This window comes from Rhodanobacter sp. FW101-FHT13A11, assembly GCF_058790335.1.
This window is the reverse complement of the sequence record NZ_JBYTCN010000004.1, coordinates 1-17328: the sequence shown is the minus strand read 5'-3', so window position 1 is coordinate 17328 and position 17328 is coordinate 1. Positions and strand designations below refer to the sequence as shown.

The following is a 17328-nucleotide window of genomic DNA, read 5'->3' as shown; positions in this document are numbered from 1 at the left end:
AGGGTGATCGACGCGTCGGCCAGCAGGTTGGCTGCGATTTCCAACGGGCTTATGCGCGGGATCGATCCGCGAGGAAGGCGTCCAGTTCGGACTGTTGCGGCATACCGCCCTGCGCACCGAGCTTGGTCACTGACAGCGCAGCGGCGGCGCAGGCCTTGCGCACGGCTTGTTCTAAGCCCTCGTGCAGGAACACCGCCAGCGCCGCGTTGAAGGTGTCGCCGGCGCCGGTGCTGTCGACGACGTCGACCTTGTAGCCGGGTTGGTGGATCGGTTCGCCCTGTTCGCGGTACCAGGCGCCTTCGCCGCCACGGGTGAGTACGACGGGACAGGGTGCGCGCTGCATCAGGCTGCGGAAATCCTCAGCCGGATCCGCGCCGAGCAGGATGGCGAGTTCGTGCTGGTTCGGGGTGACGTAGCGGGCGAGTTTCAGCCACTCGGTCGGCAGCTTCTGCGCGGGGGCGGGGTTGAGGATCACCGGCACGCCGAGGCGGTGGCCCAGGCGCAGCGTGGCCTCGACGGTTTCCAACGGGATCTCCATCTGCACCAGCACGGCGTCGGCACGGGCGATCAGCGACTGGGCGTGTTCGACCTGCGCCGGGGTGACCCGGGCGTTGGCGGCGGGCACCACGATGATCTGGTTCTCGCCGCCGGCGACGGTGATCGAGGCGGTGCCGCTGGCGCTGTCGTCGAGCCGTGCGACGTGACTGAGGTCGACCTTTTCGGCGGCCAGGCCGTCGCGCAGCTGCCGGCCGAACGCGTCATCACCGGTGGCGCCGACCAAGACCACTTCGGCGCCGAGCCGGGACGCCGCCACGGCCTGGTTGGCGCCCTTGCCGCCGGGCACGGTGAGAAAGCGTTCGCCGAGGATGGTCTCACCGGGACCGACGAAACGCGGCGCCTGGGTGACCAGGTCCATGTTGATGCTGCCGACCACGACGATGCGTGTCATCTGTTGCTCCCCTGCACCGGTTTCACGGTGGAGGCGAGAGCTTAACGGTTGCAGCGCCGCACGGGCGGCTTCAAAACGCCCCTTCCCCGATCCTATCCCGCGGTGCGAGTCAGGGAAAAGGGATCAGGGAGACGGGGCGCGGCCGAAGCCGGTGTCGCCGGGCAGCAGGGACGGCGCGGGGCCGGCCACAGCGAGCAGGGACTGTGCGTAGCTGTCCTCGAGGCTGACGGTGGAGACTTCGTCCCAGGCGAAGAACGAGGGCTCGCGCATCCACTCCGCGTCGGGGCTCAGCTCCTGCATGTTGAAGCCGTCTTCCTCGACGTCGATCAGGCGACCGATGTAGCAGACCTCGGACTCGTCCTCGCTATCCACGTGCACGCCGATCACCGGCGCCTGCGCGCCGGCGGCCTGGATGACCTCGCGGATGCTGTCCAGCGGGAAGCCGCGCGGCATGCGCGGCAGGATGTGCTTCAGCGCCAGTGCCTTCTCGAAGAACACATGGTGCTTGTCCGGCGCCTCCAGCTCGGTGACGTCGCGATGGCGCATCACGTACATGCCGTCGTAGGTGACGCCGTCGCCTACCACCCAGAGCAGGAAGAACTCGCGTCCCACGCCGCCCACGTAGCCGCAGAAGCTGCCGTGCTCAAGCTCCTCGCGCCACAACCGCACCAGCGTCTGCTTCTGCTGCGCCTCGCGCAACTGGGCGCGCTGGCCGGTGTTTTTCAGTTCAATAACGTTGTTCACGGTGTCTATTTTAGCAGACGGGGGTCGCCGGCTTGTTTACAGAATGTAGCGGCTGAGGTCTTCGTCCTGGGCCAGTTTTCTTAGGTTTATGTCTACCTGTTCGGCGTCGATCAGGTACTTTTCGCCGGATTTGTCCGCCGCCTCGAAGGAAATCTTCTCCAGCAGCCGCTCCATCACCGTGTGCAGCCGGCGGGCGCCGATGTTCTCGGTGCGCTCGTTGACCTGGAACGCCACCTCGGCCAGCCGGTCGATGCCCGAGTCGGTGAATTCGATGGTGACGCCCTCGGTGCCGAGCAGGGCCACGTACTGCTTGGTCAGCGCGTTGTGCGGCTCGCGCAGGATCCGCTTGAAGTCGTCCACGCTGAGCGCGGAGAGTTCCACCCGGATCGGCAGGCGGCCCTGCAGCTCGGGGATCAGGTCGGACGGCTTGGCCAGCGAGAACGCGCCGGAGGCGATGAACAGCATGTGGTCGGTCTTGATCGGGCCGTACTTGGTCGACACGGTGGAGCCTTCCACCAGCGGCAGCAGGTCGCGTTGCACGCCCTCGCGGCTGACCCCGGAGTGGCCGTAGTCGGAGCGCTGCGCCACCTTGTCGATCTCGTCGATGAAGACGATGCCGTTCTGCTCGGCGGCTTCCACCGCCTGCGCACGGACCTCCTCGTCGTTGAGCAGCTTGCCGGCCTCCTCGTCGATCAGCAGCGGCCGCGCCAGCTTGATCGCCAGCTTGCGGCTCTGCGTCTTGGCCCCGCCCAGGTTCTGGAACATCTGGCGCAGCTGCGCGCCCATCTCCTCCATGCCCGGCGGCGACATGATCTCCACGCCCACGTTCATGGCGAAATCCAGCTCGATCTCGCGCTCGTCCAGCGCGCCCTCGCGCAGCTGCTTGCGCAGCTTCTGGCGGGTGTCGCTGTCGATCGCCGGCGCGGCGGCATGGTCGTGGCTCCAGTCGCCCGGCGTCTGCCGGCGCGGTAGCAGCGCGTCGAGGATGCGGTCCTCGGCGCGGTCCTCGGCCTGCGAGCGCACGCGCTTGGCCGCCTGCTCGCGGGTGAGCTTGTAGGCTACGTCGGCGAGGTCGCGGATGATCGACTCCACGTCCTTGCCCACGTAGCCCACCTCGGTGAACTTAGTCGCCTCCACCTTCACGAACGGCGCGTTGGCCAGCGTCGCCAGGCGCCGCGCGATCTCGGTCTTGCCCACGCCGGTGGGGCCGATCATCAGGATGTTCTTCGGCGTGATCTCGTTGCGCATCTGCGGCGCCAGCTGCATGCGCCGCCAGCGGCTGCGCAGCGCCACCGCCACCGCACGCTTGGCGTCGTGCTGGCCGATGATGTAGTGGTCGAGTTCGTTGACGATTTCGCGGGGGGTGAGTTCGGACATGGCTGCGCCAGGATTCGGGATGGGGGATTCGGAAAAGCTGCGGGTTACGGTGGGGCCGGGGGTGCGGGCTCTTGCGAAGCCCCAATCCCGTTATCCCGAATCACAGCTCTTCGATCGACACGTTGTGGTTGGTGTAGATGCAGATGTCGCCGGCGATCTTCAGCGCCTTCTCGACGATCGTGCGCGCGTCCAGTTCGGTGTTCTCGAGCAGGGCCATCGCCGCGGACTGGGCGAACGGGCCGCCGGAGCCGATCGCGATCAGGCCGTGCTCGGGCTCCACCACGTCGCCGTTGCCGGAGATCAGCAGCGACGCCTCGCGGTCGGCCACCGCCAGCATCGCCTCGAGCCGGCCGAAGCGGCGGTCGGTACGCCATTCCTTGGCCATTTCCACCGCGGCGCGGGTGAGGTTGTTGTTGTGCTTCTCGAGCTTCTGCTCGAACAGCTCGAACAGGGTGAACGCATCGGCGGTGGCGCCGGCGAACCCGGCCACCACCTCGCCCGCCTTGCCCAGCCGGCGCACCTTGCGCGCATTGCCTTTCATCACCGTGTTGCCGAGCGTGACCTGGCCGTCGCTGCCGATCACGACGCGGCCTTCACGACGCACGCAGACGATGGTGGTGGCGTGGAACGATTCCATGGGAGCTCCGCGGGAAGATGTCTGAACGCAGGAGATGGGGCCGCGGAGGTGGGGCTTCAATGTCGCGGGCTTTGGCTCCTCCCCCTGCATGACAGGGGAGGGGGCACGGCGGTCACGGCTTGCGTTTCGCCCGCGGATGCGCGGCGTCATACACCCTGGCCAGGTGCTGGAAGTCCAGGTGGGTGTAGATCTGGGTGGTGGCGATGTCGGCGTGGCCGAGCAGCTCCTGCACCGCGCGCAGGTCGCCGGAGGATTCCAGCATGTGGCTGGCGAAGGTATGCCGCAGCAGGTGCGGGTGGATGTGCTTGGGGATGCCCTGCTGCAGCGCCAGCTTGTTCATGCGCAGCTGCACCGTGCGCGGGTTGATCGGCGCGCCGCCGCGGCCGGGGAACACCGGGCCGTCCGCCGGCATGCCGTGTTTCGCGCCGAGTGCGCGCAGCGCGGCGACGGCGTGGCGGCCGACCGGCACGATGCGGGTCTTGCCGCCCTTGCCGAGCACGCGCACCTCGCCCTCGTCGAGGTCGAGGGCGAGCCAGCGCAGGCCGCACAGCTCGGACAGGCGCAGGCCGCTGGAATAGAACAGCTCCAGCATCGCGCGGTCGCGCGTGGCCAGCGCGCCGTCGCCGCCGGTCTCGACCAGCGCGGTGGCCTCGTCCACGTCGAGCACCTGCGGCAGCTTGCGGCGCACCTTCGGGCCGCGCACGCCGAGCAACGGGTCGCTCGCCAGCGCGCCTTCGCGGCCGAGCTGGCGGAACAGGCTGCGGCAGGAGGACAGCAGGCGCTGCAGGCTCTTCGGCGCCAGGCCGGCGCGGTGCTCGCCGGCGACGAACGTGCGCATCCGGTTCGCGTCCAGCGCGTCGAACGCCGCCAGCCGCTGCTCCTGCATGAAGCGCAGCAGCTTGGCCAGGTCGCGGCGGTAGCTGGCCACCGTGTGCGGCGAGGCGTGCCGCTCGTCGGCGAGGCGGGCGAGCCAGCGCTCGACCTGTTGTGCCGGCGTCATGGCCGGCTCAGGCGATATCCCGCGAGCGGGCCAGCGCGGCGGTGATGGTGGCCGCGATCATCTTCAGGAACAGCGTGCCCATGCCGGGCTGGAAGCGGTCCGGGTCGGTGCTGCCGATCGCCAGCATGCCGCAGTCGCCGAGGCACATCAGCGCGGCCGAGCGGATCTGCCCGGCATCGGCGCCGAACAGGCGGGCGAGCTTCTCGGCGGAGAGTCGACCGGAGACCGGCTCGTTCTTGTGCAGGAACTCGGCGAACTCCGGCAGTGCAGCCATGCCGCCGGCGATCTGCTGCAGCCAGTCGGCGCGCGGCAGCGGCGGCTGGTCGCCGAACAGCAGCAGGCGCACCTGTTCGGTATGGAAATCCGCACTGAGCCTGGCGACCACGGTGCGCGCGGTGACCTCCGTCGTGCTCGCGCGCAACAGCGCCACGGTGAGCGCGTGCACGCGTTCCATCAGTTTCTCGTTCTCGGCGGCGATCCCGATCAGCTCGGCCAGCTGGCGTTCGAGTTCCGCGTTCTTGTCGCGCAGGCTCTGCAGCTGGTACACCGCCAGCGAGGACACCGCGCCGCCCTGCTCGCGCGGCGGCATGGTCAGCTTGGCGGCCAGCTCCGGGTATTCGCTGAGGAATTCCGGATGGCGCTTCAGGTAGGCGGCAACCACGCGGGCCTGGGTGGCGTCGTCGAGCAGGGTGGCGGTCATGCGCGAATGTCCTCGAACCGTTGCGCGGCGCACGAAGGAGGCGCGCCGTCCGGCTGGAGTGTGCGATGGACGCGGGCGCGCTTCAACCGCTCCGTCAGGCGGCGGCCGGAACCGGCCACTCGCCCTCGAACGCGAACGCGGCCGGACCGGTCATCCACAACGTATGGCCGGGGCCGGCCCAATCGATGCGCAGGCTGCCGCCGGGCAGCTCGACCGCCACCGTGTCGCCGACGTCGCCGCGCCGGTGCAGCACCGCCATCGCGGCGCAGGCGCCGGTGCCGCAGGCCAGCGTCCAGCCGGCGCCGCGCTCGTGCACGCGCAGGCGCAGGTGGCCGCGGTCGAGCCGCTGCACGAAGCCGGCATTCGCGCCCTGTGCGAAACGCTCGTGGCCGGACAGCAGCGGGCCGAGCCGCTGCAGCGCGGGGTCGGCCAGGTCGTGCACCGCCACCACGGCGTGCGGGTTGCCCATCGACACTGCGCCGATCTGCAGCGTGTCGCCGCCCACGGCGACCGGGTAATGCGTCGCCGCCGCGTCGGCCGCGAACGGAATCCGCGCCGGCTCGAACACCGGCTCGCCCATGTCCACGGTGACCTCGTCGGCGCCGAGCAGGCGCACCGTCACCGGGCCGGACGGGCTCTCGATCCGCACGTCGTCGCCGATCGCCAGCGCACCGGCACGATGCAGCCACGCCGCCACGCAGCGCACGCCGTTGCCGCACTGGCCGGACGGCGAGCCGTCGGCGTTCCAGATGCCGTAGTAGAACGCGCAGGCCGGGTCGCGCGCCGGCTCGACGCTGAGCAGCTGGTCGAAGCCCACGCCGGTGTGGCGGTCGGCCAGCGCGCGGATCTGCGCGGCGTCCAGCGCGAACGGGCGATGGCGGCAATCCAGCACGACGAAGTCGTTGCCGATGCCGTGCATCTTGGAGAATCGCAGTGGCATGGCCGGGCGATCAGCGCGGGTTGCCGGCGCTGGCCGGCGGCGCTGGCGCGGCGGGTTTCGCCGTGGTCGAGGCTGCGGCGGGTTGGGTCGGCAGCACCAGCGGGCCCTTGTTGCCGCAACCGGCGAGCGTGGCGATGGCGAGGCAGAACGGCAGCAGCAAGAGGGATCGGCGCATGGCGGGTTTCCTGTGGACGCCCGCAGTATAGCGAGCCGCGCCGGCGCGGCTGCGGCAGCGCCCGTTATGATGCGCGGATGAATTGCCCGACGAGGCGATGAGGTAACCGCGATGGACTGGAGCGGGCTGCTGCGCATGCCGATGACCGTGCTGCTGATACTGGCGGCGGCCTTCGCGCTGCTCACCCTGGCGCAGCTGGTGGCCTTGCGCCAGCGCCTGCACGGCGGCCGCCCGCTCGCCGCCGGCTGGCGCGCGCTGCTGTGCCTGGCCTGTTTCGCGCTGACCCTGCTGCTGGCCGGTGCCGGCTATGCGCTGCGCGGCTACCGGCTGCTCGGCGAGGAGGCGCCGGTGGTGGAGATCGACGCACGCATCCTGTCGCCGCAGCGCTGGGTGCTCACCCTCAACTGGCCCGACGGCAGCACCCGCCAGGTGCAGCTGGCCGGCGACGACTGGCGCCTCGAGGCGGTGGTGCTGAAGTGGAAACTGCCCGCCCTGCTGGCCGGCGTGCCGGCGCTGTACCGGCTCGACCGGCTGTCCGGCCGTTACGACGATCCCGCGCAGGAGGCCACGGCGCCGCGCACGGTGGTCGGCTTCGGCCAAGCCGGCGCGTTCGACCTGCTCGACCTGAAAAAGCAGTATCCGCGCTGGCTGCCCGAGGTCGACACCGTCTACGGCAGCGGCGCCTTCCTGCCGCTGGTCGACCAGGGCCATTACAGCGTCAGCCTGATGCGCACCGGCGCGCTGGTGGCGCGGCCGGACGAGGCCACCGAGCGGCGCATCGGACAGCCGCTGGGCGGCTGAGCCGGGCGCTCAGTCCAGCGGCTTCTCGTAGCGCCAGGCGTCTTCGCCGTCCTCGTAGTAGCCCGGTTGGTGGCCGGTGCGGCGAAACCCCCGCCGCTCGTACAGGCCGATCGCGGCGGCGTTGCCGGTGCGCACTTCCAGCCGCAGCGCACGGCAGCCGCGGCGGCGGGCGGCCGCCACGGCGGCCTCCAGCAACGCGGCGGCGATGCCGCGGCCGCGCGCCTCGGGCAGGGTGGCCAGCGAGTACAGCCGCGCCACGCCGCTGCCCTTGCGGAAGAACAGCACGGCTGCGCCGAGCACGTGCTGGTGGCCGTCGCTGGCCACCAGCACCAGCGCGGAATCGCTGTCCAGGTGGCGGCGGTATTGCGTGCGGCTCAGCAGGTCGCTGCTGAAGCTGCGCTGCTCCATCGCGACCAGGGCGTCGAGGTCGGTGGTGTCGGCGCGGCGTACGCGCACGCCGGCGGACGTGGCGGGCAAGCGGGCAGGCTCCGGTGCGGGGCGGCGCGCGTGCTCGGGGGACGAGGGTATGGGAATGGTCGGCACGCGCGGACTCTAGCAGCCGGCGCGCCCTTCGCGCAGCGCCGCCGGCGCCCGCGGGCGGGCGCGCCGGGGTCCATTCATTCACGCTTCAGCGCTTTCCCTTGTGCCACGCCCACGCTGTGCCAAACTTCGACCCCTGCCTGTCCCGCCGCGCTTCGCGCGGGATTTCCCCTGCTAGTGCCGCATCGTCTGGGTGGTGTCATGGCCCGTCTGGTCATCGTTGTTGAAAAAGCCTCCGACTGGGCTTCGTACTACCCCTCCGTCGACGTGATGAGCGCGATGGATTATCTGCGCACCCCGGTCGGCGGCGACAATGAGCGCACCCAGGTGATCAACCTGTGCCGCAGCTACAAGTACCTAGGCACCGGCTACTACGTGTCGCTGCTGGCCGAAGCGCGCGGGCACCGGGTGATGCCCTCGGTGCGCACGGTGAACGACCTGCGCCGGCGCTCGCTGTACGGCCTGGACATCGACGACCTCAACCAGAAACTCACCCACTTCCTGCCCGCCGGCGGTCGCGACACCACCGACTTCGGCATCCTGGTGTACTTCGGCGAGACCGCCTACCCGGCGCTGCAGGACTTGGCGCGGCAGGTGTTCGAAATGTTCCCCTGCCCGCTGCTGCGCATCGAGTTCGAGCGTGACCGCGTGTGGCAGGTCAGCTCGATCAAGCCGGTGGGCCTGCACACCCTGGTCGATGCGCAGGAGGACGCCTTCGCCGAGGAGCTCGACCGCTTCTCGCGCAAGCTGTGGCGCAAGCCGCGCGCGCGGCGGCAATTCCGCTACGACCTGGCGATGCTGGTCGACCCGAAGGAGCAGATGCCGCCGTCGAACCGCAAGGCGCTGAAGTCCTTCATCGCCGCGGGCAAGGAGCTCGGCATCGAGGTCGACCCGATCGGCAAGAACGACTACCAGCGCCTGGCCGAGTACGACGGCCTGTTCATCCGCGAGACCACCGCCAGCGACAACCACACCTACCGCTTCGCCCACCGCGCGGAGAAGGAAGGCATGGTGGTGATGGACGACCCCAGCTCGATCCTGCGCTGCACCAACAAGATCTACCTCAACGACCTGATGGTCTCGCGCAAGCTGGCGGTGCCGCGCACCGAGATCCTCTACCGCGACGACAGCAAGGGCATGAAGGAAGTCGTCGCCAAGCTCGGTTTTCCGCTGGTGCTGAAGATCCCCGACGGCTCGTTTTCGCGCGGCGTGGTCAAGGTCGAGGACGAGGAATCGCTGGCGCAGGCGGCCAGCAGCCTGTTCCAGCACAGCGCGCTGCTGCTGGCGCAGGAATACGTCTACACCGAGTTCGACTGGCGCGTCGGCGTGCTCAACCGCGAGCCGCTGTACGCCTGCAAGTACTATATGTCGCGTGGCCACTGGCAGATCTACAACCACGGCGCCAAGGGCACCGCGAAGTCCGGCGGCTTCGAGACCATCGCGCTGAAGGATGCGCCGGCCGAGGTGGTGAAGCTGGCGCTGAGGGCGACCCAGCCGATCGGCGACGGCCTCTACGGCGTCGACCTGAAGCAGGTCGGCAGCAAGCCGGTGGTGATCGAGGTGAACGACAACCCGTCGGTCGACGCCGGCGTCGAGGATGCCCATCTGGGCGACGAGCTGTACCTGCGCATCATGCAGGAGTTCCTGCGCCGGATGGAGCGCAAGCGCCAGGTCGGCACCACCCACTGACCGGCGCGCCTGCGCCCTCCCTGGCAGAGCTGCGGGAGGGCTGGGCGACCGAAGGGAGCCCTTCAGGCGAGGGGTTGCTCTAATGCCAGGCCACGCCGCGGACCATGCGCCGGCGGGGCCGGCACAGCGCCAGCAGCTGCCGCGGCAACGCCGGCTCCAGCGCCAGCAGCACGACCAGCGGCGCGCCGACCAGCCAGAACGCCGGCGTCCAGCCGAGCAGGTCGGTGTGCGCCGGCACCAGCGTGCTCAGCAGCAAGGCGCCGCCGCCCAGCAGCCACAGCACGGCGGCGCCGAGCAGGCGTTGATGGTGGGCGGGAGGCAAGGCTTGAATGCGCATGGCGGTGGTTTCGTCGTGATGGGTGAGCGCAGGCTGGCGCGCCGCCATCTCACCGGCTGCGACCCCCTTTGCGGCAGGCCCCCACGTAGAATGGGCGCCAGCAACCACCGGGGAATTTTTCTTCATGCCAGCCGCCCAGTTCGCCGTGTTCGGCCATCCGATCGGCCACTCGCTGTCGCCGCTGATCCACCAGGCGTTCGCGCGGCAGTTCGGCATCGATCTGGAGTACCGCGCGATCGACGCGGCGCCGGCCGATTTCGCCGCGGCGGTGCACCGCTTCTTCGCCGGCGGCGGCCGCGGCGCCAACGTCACCCTGCCGCACAAGGCCGCCGCGTTCGCGCTGGCCGACCAGCGCAGCGTGGCGGCCACCCGCGCCGGCAGCGCGAACGTGCTGACCCCGCTGGCCGCCGGCCGGCTGGCCGCGCACAACACCGATGGCGCCGGCCTGGTGCGCGACATCACCGAACGCCACGACCTGGACCTGCGCGGCCATACCGCGTTGCTGCTGGGCGCCGGCGGCGCCGCGCACGGCGTGGCGTGGAACCTGCTGGATGCCGGCGTGGAAACGCTGACCATCGCCAACCGTTCGCCGGTGGCGGCCGACGTGCTGGCCGACGCGATCGGCGACCCGCTGCGGGCGCATACGCGCTACTGGGAAGACCTCGCCGATATCGGCAGCTACGACCTGATCGTCAACGCCACCTCGGCCGGCGTGCTGGGCATGGCGCTGCAGCTGCCGTTCTCGCTGGTCGGCGCGCGCGCGCTGTGCTACGACCTGTCCTACGGCGCGGCGGCCGGCAGCTTCCTGGCCTGGGCCCAGGCGGCCGGCGCCCGCTATGCGGTCGACGGCCTCGGCATGCTGGTGGAAACCGCCGCCGATGCGTTCGAACTGTGGCACGGCCGGCGGCCGGATACCGAGCCGGTGTTCCAGTCGCTGCGCCAGCGGGCGGCGTGAGCGCGCCGGCCCGCGGGGTTGGCCGCGGCGGCGTCGCCACATAACTGCAATGTGCCGCCGCTAAGGTGCCGCCATCCGCCGGGAGCGCGCCGATGACGGAAGCTCCAGCGCGCGGCATCGGTTTGCGCAGCAGGTGTCATGCCCCGCTTTCTTTCCGCCGTATCGCACCGATACGCGATCGCGCTCGTCTGTCTGTTCCTGCTGGCTGCCGCCGGTGGGGTCTTCTGGTACACCCGGGCGACGGCGAATGCCGCATTGAACGTGGCCGGGCCCGCAACGGCCGGCTCCGCGGCTGCGCCGGGCGACGACGCGCAAAGCGGCACCGCAATCCTGCTCGGCTTGGCCCGCGACGCGATGCATGACGGGCGGCTGGTCGCGCCGGCCGGCAGCAATGCATTCGAGTTCTACCTCAGCGTGCTGCAGCTGGAGCCGAGCAACAAGTCCGCCAACGAGGCCCTGCGCGAATCGTTCCCGCAGGCCTCGGAGGAGATCGAGCGCACCATCAACCAGAAGGGTCTGGACGAAGCGCGCCGTGAGATCGACTTGCTGCGCGAGTTCGATCGCGACAATTTCACGCTGGCCCTGCTCGGCGGCAAGCTTTCCGCCGCGCGCAAAATCGAGGCACGGCAGCACGAGGCGGAAGCCGAACGCATCCGCCGGGCGAACGGCGGGGGGATGTGATCGCCGGGCGATCAGGCGGACGCCAGGTATTCGTCCTTCAGCCGCACGTAGTGGTCGGCCGAGTAGTGCAATTGCTCGATCTGGCGGTCGCTGAGCAGGCGCACGAACTTCGCCGGGTTGCCCAGCCACAGCTCGCGTTCGCCGACCACCTTGCCCGGGGGCACCAGCGCGCCGGCGCCGACGAAGCCGTGTTTCATCACCACCGCGCCGTCCAGCACGCTGGCGTGCATGCCGATCAGGCAGTAGTCGCCGATGCTGCAGGCGTGCACCACCGCGGCGTGGCCGATGGTGACGCCCTCGCCGATCAGGCACGGGTAGCCCGGCCCGTACGGGCCGGCATGGGCGACGTGCACGATGGCGCCGTCCTGGATGCTGGTCCGCGCGCCGACGCGGACGTGGTTGACGTCGCCGCGCAGCACTGCGCCCGGCCAGATCGAGACGTCGTCGCCCAGCGCCACGTCGCCGATCACGCTGGCGGCGGGGTCGACGTAGACGCGCTGGCCGAGGCTGGGCGCGATGCCCTTGAAGCTGCGCAGGGGATTCATCCGGGCATTCTAGCCGCGCGCCCGGGCCATCGCCGCGCTTGATTTCGCCCGGCGCGGTCGCCACGCTGGCGGCCTGCAAAGGAGCGTCCATGAGTCACCCCAACCCGCTGCTGGCCGACGATGCGCTGCCGGCGTTCTCGCAGATCCGCCCCGAACACGTCGAACCGGCGATCGAAGCCATCCTGGCCGACTACCGCGCCGGCATCGACGCGCTGGTCGCGCCCGGCGCGCCGCGCGACTTCGGCCACGTGATGCTGGTCCAGGAACGGCTGGAGCAGCGCCTGGCGCGGGCCTGGGCGCCGGTGTCGCACCTGCATTCGGTGGCCGACGGCGAGGCCTTGCGCAAGGTCTACGGGCCGGCCGAGGAGAAGCTCACCGAGCACGCGATCGAACTGGGTCAGAATCGCGACCTGTACGCCGCGGTGCGGGCGCTGGCCGAGGCGCCGGATTTCGCCGCGCTGTCGCGCCCCGAGCGCGCGCTGGTCGAGCATGCGCTGCGCGATTTCAAGTTGTCCGGCGTGGCGCTGGAGGAGCCGGCGCGTTCGCGCTTCCGCGAGATTGGGGTGGAGCTGAGCCGGCTTTCCACCGAATTCTCCAACGCCGTGCTGGACGCCAGCGAGGCGTGGCACGAGCACGTCACCGACGAGCGCGATCTTGCCGGCGTCCCCGAATCCGGCCGCGCCGTACTGCGCCAGTATGCCGAAGACCAGCAGCTGGACGGCTACCTGGTCACCCTGAAGCAGCCCAGCGTGCAGGCCGTGCTGACCTACGCCGACAATCGCAGCCTGCGCGAGCGGGTGTACTGGGCCTACCAGACGCGCGCCTCCGACCAGGGCCCGAACGCGGGCAAGTTCGACAACGGCGCGCGCATCGAGCGGATCATGGCGCTGCGCCATGAGGCCGCGCAGTTGCTCGGCTTCGCCAACGCGGCGGAGGAATCGCTGGCGACCAAGATGGCCGGCTCGCCGGCCGAGGTGCTGGAGTTCCTGCACGACCTGGCCGCGCGCGCGAAACCGGTGGCGCAGCGCGAGCTGGCCCGGCTGCGCGAGTTCGCCAGCGCCGAGCTGAAACTCGACAACCTCGAATCGTGGGACGTGGGCTACGCCGCGGAGAAGCTGCGCCAGCGCGAGTACGCGCTGGACGAGGAACAGCTGAAGCCGTACTTCCCGCTGCCGTCGGTGATCGACGGCCTGTTCGGCCTCGCCGGAAAACTCTACGGCATCACCCTCGCCCCGCGCGACGGCGTCGACGTATGGCATCCCGAGGTGCGTTACTACGACGTGCGCGATGCCGCCGGCCGCGTGTTCGCCGGCGCCTATGTCGACCTGTACGCGCGCAACGGCAAGCGCGGCGGCGCGTGGATGGACGTCTGCCGCGCCCGCTTCGACGACGGCGCCGATCCGGGAGGCGCGGGGCCGCAGCAGCCGGTGGCCTTCCTCACCTGCAACTTCGCGCCGCCCACCGAGGGCAAGCCGGCCCTGCTCACCCACGACGACGTGCTGACCCTGTTCCACGAGTTCGGCCACGGCCTGCACCACCTGCTCACCGGCATCGCGCTGCCCTCGATCGGCGGCATCGACGGCGTGGAATGGGACGCGGTGGAGCTGCCCAGCCAGTTCATGGAGAACTTCGGCTGGAACCGCGAGGCGCTGGACCTGTTCGCCCGGCACTGGCAGACCGGCGCGCGGTTGCCGGACGAGCTGTTCGAACGCATGCTGGCCGCGCGGCACTTCCACGCCGGCCTGTTCCTGGTGCGCCAGCTGGAATTCGCCCTGTTCGATTTCCTGCTGCACCTGGAGTACGACCCGGCGCAGGGTGCGCGTGCGCTGGCGGTGCTGGAAGAGGTGCGCAAGCAGGTCGCGGTGATGCATCCGCCGGCGTGGCAACGTTTCCCGCACGGCTTCAGCCACATTTTCGCCGGCGGCTACGCGGCCGGCTACTACAGCTACCTGTGGGCCGAGCTGCTCAGCGCCGACGCGTTCGGCGCGTTCGAGGAGCAGGCGGGGGAAAGCGGCAGCGTCATCGACCGCGCCACCGGCGAGCGCTTCCGCCGCGAGTTCCTCGCCGTCGGCGCCAGCCGCCCGGCGCTGGAAAGCTTCGTCGCGTTCCGCGGCCGCAAGCCGGAGCCGGAGGCACTGCTGCGCAGCCACGGGCTGGCGTAGGGGCACAAAAAAGCCCGCCGAAGCGGGCTTTTTCGAGGCGTTCCAAGTCCGGAGGACTTCAGGCCGCCTGGACTTCCTCAGCCTGCAGGCCCTTCTGGCCCTTGGTGACAATGAACGTGACGCGCTGACCTTCCTGCAGGGACTTGAAGCCCGTGCCCTGGATCGCGCGGAAATGCACGAACAGGTCATCACCGCTTTCCGGGGTGATGAAGCCAAAACCCTTGGCGTCGTTGAACCACTTGACTGTACCGCTCTGACGATCCGACATGTAACTTTACCTTTGAAGCATGGATGTGTTTGCGGTCCGGTGCGCGAAGGCACGGGCCGCAATAGGAGCAAAAATAGGAGTTTCCTCAGACTCTTGCCCCGTCAGCATACACCGGAATAAGCGCAGCCGGTGGATTTTCCGCATTTCCCGTTCATCTTGCGCCGCCGCCCGGCCGGATCCCGCCGCGGGCCCGCCCGCGCCGCGGTGGCCGCCGGTGCATCCCGTACAATGCCGCCATGAAGATCGCCTCGTGGAACGTCAATTCGCTGAAGGTGCGCCTGCCGCAGCTGACCCAGTGGCTGGCCGACACGCAGCCGGACGTCGTGGCGCTGCAGGAAACCAAGCTCGAGGACGCGAAATTTCCGGTCGACGAGCTCGCGGCGGCCGGCTATCGCGTGGCGTATTCGGGCCAGAAGACTTACAACGGCGTGGCGATCCTGGCCCGCGACGGAGTCCATCACGGTTTCGGCGACATCGTCACCGACATCCCCGGCCTGGACGATCCGCAGCGGCGCATCCTCGCGGCGACCATTGGCGGTCTTCGCGTGGTCGACCTGTACGTGGTCAACGGCAAGGCGGTCGGCGACGAGAAATATGCCTACAAGCTGGACTGGCTGGCCAGGGTGCGCGAATTCCTGGCGCGCGAGCTGGAACGCCACCCGAACCTGGTCGTGCTGGGCGACTTCAACATCTGCCCGGACGACCGCGACGTCTACGACCCGGTCGCCTGGGGCGAGGACATCCTGTGCTCGCCGCCGGAGCGCGCCGCGCTGAAGGCGATCACCGATCTCGGCCTGCACGACAGCTTCCGGCTGTTCCAGCCGGAGCCTGGGCACTACAGCTGGTGGGACTATCGGCAGGCCGCGTTCCGCCGCAACATGGGCCTGCGCATCGACCTGATCCTGATCGGCGAGGCCCTCAAATCCGCCGCCACCGCGGCGGCGATCGACCGCGAACCGCGCCGCTGGGAGCGCCCCTCCGACCACACGCCGGTGACGCTGGACCTGGATATCTGAATGACCTCGAAGACCGAATGGCCCAGCTCGCTGGACGACAACGAACTGGACGAGCTGGACCGCTACCTGCGCGCGCATACCGGCGAAGGCGACTTGCTGCTGGACGGCGTGCACGGCCTGCTCAGCGCGCTGGCGGTCGGCCCGCTGCTGGTGCTGCCGGACGAATGGCTGCCCGAGGTGCTGCACGAGCCGTTCACCGACGAGGACGAAGGCAACCGGGTGCTGGCGCTGCTGGCCAAGCTCAACGATTCGATCATCGCCGAACTCGAGGTCGACGCCTACGAGCCGATCCTCGGCGAGGTCGAGATGGAGGGCGGTCCGATGCTGTCCGCCGCCGGCTGGTGCGAAGGCTTCAGTCGCGGCATCGACCTGCGTGCCGGGTTGTGGGAGAGCCGGCTGGCCGAGGACCCGCAGCTGATGGAACTGCTCGGCCCGGTGATGGCGCTGGCGGTGGACGAAGGCATCCTCAGCGCCGACACCGAGTTCGAGAAGCTCAGCGACGACGAATACGACGAATGCCTGGCGCAGGTGCCGGCCGTGCTCGGCGCGGTGAACCAGTACTGGCAGGCCAAGCCCGCCACCGAGGCGGAAGTCGAGGCGATGGTGCGCCAGCAGCAGCCCACTGACGACGACGATGGCAATCCGCCGCGCCAGCGCAGCGGGCACTGGGTGCATTGAGAGCGGGAGTGAGGAGTGAGAAGTGAGAGAAAAGCCGGGCGCACCAGGTGCTTTCTCTCACTTCTCACTTCTCACTTCTCACTTCTCACTCCTCTCCCCTCACTCCTCGCTCTTCGTGAGCGATCCGTTCCGGCGCCGGTGCTTGGATCGGCGCGCGAACGGGGCCATCTTGGCGGCCAGTCATCCTTGAACCGGAGTACGCCATGAGCGACCGCCACATCGCCCGCCGCATCCACGGCATCGACACCGCCGACGGTGCCGGCGTGAAGCTGAAGCGCATCATCGGCCAGCCCGGGCTGGACATGCTCGATCCGTTCCTGCTGCTCGATGAGTTCCGCTCCGACAGCGCCGACGACTACATCGCCGGCTTCCCGGAGCATCCGCATCGCGGCTTCGAGACGGTCACCTACATGCTGGCCGGGCACATGCAGCATCAGGACAACCACGGCAACCGTGGCGACCTCACCCCGGGCAGCGTGCAGTGGATGACCGCCGGCCGCGGCATCCTGCATTCGGAAATGCCGCAGCAGGAAAACGGCCTGATGTGGGGCTTCCAGCTGTGGGTGAACCTGCCGGCGAAGGACAAGATGACCGCGCCGCGCTACCAGGACATCGGCCCGGAGCGGATCCCGGTGGTGCACCCGGCTGCCGGCGTCGAGGTGAAGGTGATCGCCGGCACGCTGGCCGGCGCCACCGGCCCGGTCGAGGGCATCGTCACCGCGCCGGTCTACCTGGACATCGGCCTGCAGCCCGGCGCGAAGTTCACGCTGGACCTTCCCGTCGGCCACCATGGTTTCGCCTACGTGTTCGACGGCGAGTCGGCCCTGGTCGGCGGCGAGCAGTTGCGTCGCAGCGAACTGGGCGTGCTGTCCGAGGGCGAACAGTTGCAGCTGGCCGGCGGCGACCAGCCCTCGCGCCTGCTGGTGGTCGCCGGCAAGCCGCTGAACGAGAGCGTGGCGCGCTACGGACCGTTCGTGATGAACACGCCCGAGCAGATCCACGAAGCGATCGCCGATTTCCGCACGGGCAAGTTCTGAGATCGCCGCCCGGTAGGAGCCCCCCCCCCCCCCCCCCCCCCCCCCCCCCCCCCCCCCCCCCCCCCCCCCCCCCCCCCCCCCCCCCCCCCCCCCCCCC

At 69.8% G+C, this 17328-nt stretch carries 20 protein-coding genes; 8 read left to right on the top strand and 12 right to left on the bottom strand.

Annotated elements, in window-relative coordinates; all coding sequences use genetic code 11:
- Positions 1–49: 49 nt before the first annotated feature.
- From rbsK to lptM, 8 genes are all read right to left on the bottom strand, one after another.
- Positions 50–949, bottom strand: a complete 900-nt coding sequence (rbsK, locus tag AC3WRN_RS06010) for a ribokinase (protein ID WP_492622281.1) — start codon at positions 947–949, stop codon at positions 50–52.
- A gap of 123 nt (positions 950–1072) precedes the next feature.
- The gene (locus AC3WRN_RS06005) at positions 1073–1693 is read right to left on the bottom strand and encodes a hypothetical protein (RefSeq protein WP_492622280.1); all 621 of its coding nucleotides are present in this window, start codon (positions 1691–1693) and stop codon (positions 1073–1075) included.
- 36 nt (positions 1694–1729) lie between these two features.
- A complete protein-coding gene (hslU, locus tag AC3WRN_RS06000; RefSeq protein WP_068093630.1) occupies positions 1730–3070 on the bottom strand; it encodes an ATP-dependent protease ATPase subunit HslU in 1341 nt (446 codons plus the stop codon).
- A gap of 100 nt (positions 3071–3170) precedes the next feature.
- Entirely contained in the window at positions 3171–3707 is a 537-nt protein-coding gene (gene hslV / locus AC3WRN_RS05995; protein WP_492622279.1) for an ATP-dependent protease subunit HslV, read from the bottom strand.
- Between the two features lie 112 nt (positions 3708–3819).
- The gene (gene xerC, locus AC3WRN_RS05990; protein ID WP_492622278.1) at positions 3820–4707 is read right to left on the bottom strand and encodes a tyrosine recombinase XerC; all 888 of its coding nucleotides are present in this window, start codon (positions 4705–4707) and stop codon (positions 3820–3822) included.
- 7 nt (positions 4708–4714) lie between these two features.
- Positions 4715–5407 carry a DUF484 family protein gene (locus tag AC3WRN_RS05985; RefSeq protein ID WP_492622277.1) on the bottom strand — a complete coding sequence of 231 codons (693 nt, stop codon included), beginning with the start codon at positions 5405–5407 and terminating at the stop codon, positions 4715–4717.
- A gap of 94 nt (positions 5408–5501) precedes the next feature.
- Complete coding sequence (gene dapF, locus AC3WRN_RS05980) at positions 5502–6347, bottom strand: diaminopimelate epimerase (protein WP_492622276.1); 846 nt, start codon at positions 6345–6347, stop codon at positions 5502–5504.
- A 10-nt stretch (positions 6348–6357) separates the two neighbouring features.
- A complete protein-coding gene (gene lptM / locus AC3WRN_RS05975; protein WP_068093616.1) occupies positions 6358–6522 on the bottom strand; it encodes an LPS translocon maturation chaperone LptM in 165 nt (54 codons plus the stop codon).
- Between the two features lie 111 nt (positions 6523–6633).
- Here lptM and AC3WRN_RS05970 point away from each other — a divergent pair, with 111 nt between their 5' ends.
- A complete protein-coding gene (locus AC3WRN_RS05970) occupies positions 6634–7323 on the top strand; it encodes a hypothetical protein (RefSeq protein ID WP_492622275.1) in 690 nt (229 codons plus the stop codon).
- A gap of 9 nt (positions 7324–7332) precedes the next feature.
- Here AC3WRN_RS05970 and AC3WRN_RS05965 read toward each other — a convergent pair whose 3' ends face one another.
- Positions 7333–7866 (bottom strand): GNAT family N-acetyltransferase, encoded by a 534-nt coding sequence (locus tag AC3WRN_RS05965; RefSeq protein WP_068093611.1) that lies wholly within the window; start codon positions 7864–7866, stop codon positions 7333–7335.
- Positions 7867–8064: 198 nt separating this feature from the next.
- Between AC3WRN_RS05965 and AC3WRN_RS05960 the strand changes: the two genes are divergently transcribed.
- Positions 8065–9552, top strand: a complete 1488-nt coding sequence (locus AC3WRN_RS05960; protein ID WP_068093608.1) for a RimK family ATP-grasp domain-containing protein — start codon at positions 8065–8067, stop codon at positions 9550–9552.
- Between the two features lie 79 nt (positions 9553–9631).
- Here AC3WRN_RS05960 and AC3WRN_RS05955 read toward each other — a convergent pair whose 3' ends face one another.
- Positions 9632–9889, bottom strand: coding sequence for a hypothetical protein (locus AC3WRN_RS05955; RefSeq protein ID WP_492622274.1), 258 nt, complete (start codon positions 9887–9889; stop codon positions 9632–9634).
- 124 nt (positions 9890–10013) lie between these two features.
- Here AC3WRN_RS05955 and aroE point away from each other — a divergent pair, with 124 nt between their 5' ends.
- Both aroE and AC3WRN_RS05945 read left to right on the top strand, forming a co-directional pair.
- Positions 10014–10844, top strand: a complete 831-nt coding sequence (aroE, locus tag AC3WRN_RS05950; RefSeq protein WP_068093605.1) for a shikimate dehydrogenase — start codon at positions 10014–10016, stop codon at positions 10842–10844.
- Between the two features lie 138 nt (positions 10845–10982).
- Positions 10983–11525, top strand: a complete 543-nt coding sequence (locus AC3WRN_RS05945) for an energy transducer TonB (protein WP_068093600.1) — start codon at positions 10983–10985, stop codon at positions 11523–11525.
- An 11-nt stretch (positions 11526–11536) separates the two neighbouring features.
- On the opposite strand, the gene AC3WRN_RS05940 is transcribed toward AC3WRN_RS05945, so the two are convergent.
- Positions 11537–12070, bottom strand: coding sequence for a gamma carbonic anhydrase family protein (locus AC3WRN_RS05940; RefSeq protein ID WP_068093597.1), 534 nt, complete (start codon positions 12068–12070; stop codon positions 11537–11539).
- Between the two features lie 89 nt (positions 12071–12159).
- Here AC3WRN_RS05940 and AC3WRN_RS05935 point away from each other — a divergent pair, with 89 nt between their 5' ends.
- Positions 12160–14232 (top strand): M3 family metallopeptidase, encoded by a 2073-nt coding sequence (locus AC3WRN_RS05935; protein ID WP_492622273.1) that lies wholly within the window; start codon positions 12160–12162, stop codon positions 14230–14232.
- A gap of 58 nt (positions 14233–14290) precedes the next feature.
- Here AC3WRN_RS05935 and AC3WRN_RS05930 read toward each other — a convergent pair whose 3' ends face one another.
- On the bottom strand, positions 14291–14500 hold the full coding sequence (locus AC3WRN_RS05930; RefSeq protein WP_008438719.1) for a cold-shock protein: 210 nt from the start codon (positions 14498–14500) through the stop codon (positions 14291–14293).
- Between the two features lie 236 nt (positions 14501–14736).
- Here AC3WRN_RS05930 and xth point away from each other — a divergent pair, with 236 nt between their 5' ends.
- From xth to AC3WRN_RS05915, 3 genes are all read left to right on the top strand, one after another.
- Entirely contained in the window at positions 14737–15516 is a 780-nt protein-coding gene (gene xth, locus AC3WRN_RS05925) for an exodeoxyribonuclease III (protein ID WP_068093593.1), read from the top strand.
- Positions 15517–16194, top strand: a complete 678-nt coding sequence (locus AC3WRN_RS05920; protein ID WP_068093590.1) for a YecA/YgfB family protein — start codon at positions 15517–15519, stop codon at positions 16192–16194.
- Between the two features lie 203 nt (positions 16195–16397).
- Entirely contained in the window at positions 16398–17231 is an 834-nt protein-coding gene (locus AC3WRN_RS05915; protein WP_492622272.1) for a pirin family protein, read from the top strand.
- Positions 17232–17328 lie beyond the last annotated feature (97 nt).

Excerpts from the sequence above, each read along its gene's own strand:
- AC3WRN_RS05930 (WP_008438719.1), bottom strand. The coding sequence starts at position 14,500 with ATGTCGGATCGTCAGAGCGGTACAGTCAAGTGGTTCAACGACGCCAAG.
- lptM (WP_068093616.1), bottom strand. The coding sequence starts at position 6,522 with ATGCGCCGATCCCTCTTGCTGCTGCCGTTCTGCCTCGCCATCGCCACG.
- xth (WP_068093593.1), top strand. The coding sequence starts at position 14,737 with ATGAAGATCGCCTCGTGGAACGTCAATTCGCTGAAGGTGCGCCTGCCG.
- rbsK (WP_492622281.1), bottom strand. The coding sequence starts at position 949 with ATGACACGCATCGTCGTGGTCGGCAGCATCAACATGGACCTGGTCACC.
- AC3WRN_RS05985 (WP_492622277.1), bottom strand. The coding sequence starts at position 5,407 with ATGACCGCCACCCTGCTCGACGACGCCACCCAGGCCCGCGTGGTTGCC.
- AC3WRN_RS05970 (WP_492622275.1), top strand. The coding sequence starts at position 6,634 with ATGGACTGGAGCGGGCTGCTGCGCATGCCGATGACCGTGCTGCTGATA.
- aroE (WP_068093605.1), top strand. The coding sequence starts at position 10,014 with ATGCCAGCCGCCCAGTTCGCCGTGTTCGGCCATCCGATCGGCCACTCG.
- AC3WRN_RS05920 (WP_068093590.1), top strand. The coding sequence starts at position 15,517 with ATGACCTCGAAGACCGAATGGCCCAGCTCGCTGGACGACAACGAACTG.
- AC3WRN_RS05960 (WP_068093608.1), top strand. The coding sequence starts at position 8,065 with ATGGCCCGTCTGGTCATCGTTGTTGAAAAAGCCTCCGACTGGGCTTCG.
- AC3WRN_RS05935 (WP_492622273.1), top strand. The coding sequence starts at position 12,160 with ATGAGTCACCCCAACCCGCTGCTGGCCGACGATGCGCTGCCGGCGTTC.
- AC3WRN_RS05940 (WP_068093597.1), bottom strand. The coding sequence starts at position 12,070 with ATGAATCCCCTGCGCAGCTTCAAGGGCATCGCGCCCAGCCTCGGCCAG.
- hslV (WP_492622279.1), bottom strand. The coding sequence starts at position 3,707 with ATGGAATCGTTCCACGCCACCACCATCGTCTGCGTGCGTCGTGAAGGC.
- AC3WRN_RS05955 (WP_492622274.1), bottom strand. The coding sequence starts at position 9,889 with ATGCGCATTCAAGCCTTGCCTCCCGCCCACCATCAACGCCTGCTCGGC.
- AC3WRN_RS05945 (WP_068093600.1), top strand. The coding sequence starts at position 10,983 with ATGCCCCGCTTTCTTTCCGCCGTATCGCACCGATACGCGATCGCGCTC.
- AC3WRN_RS05915 (WP_492622272.1), top strand. The coding sequence starts at position 16,398 with ATGAGCGACCGCCACATCGCCCGCCGCATCCACGGCATCGACACCGCC.
- dapF (WP_492622276.1), bottom strand. The coding sequence starts at position 6,347 with ATGCCACTGCGATTCTCCAAGATGCACGGCATCGGCAACGACTTCGTC.
- xerC (WP_492622278.1), bottom strand. The coding sequence starts at position 4,707 with ATGACGCCGGCACAACAGGTCGAGCGCTGGCTCGCCCGCCTCGCCGAC.
- hslU (WP_068093630.1), bottom strand. The coding sequence starts at position 3,070 with ATGTCCGAACTCACCCCCCGCGAAATCGTCAACGAACTCGACCACTAC.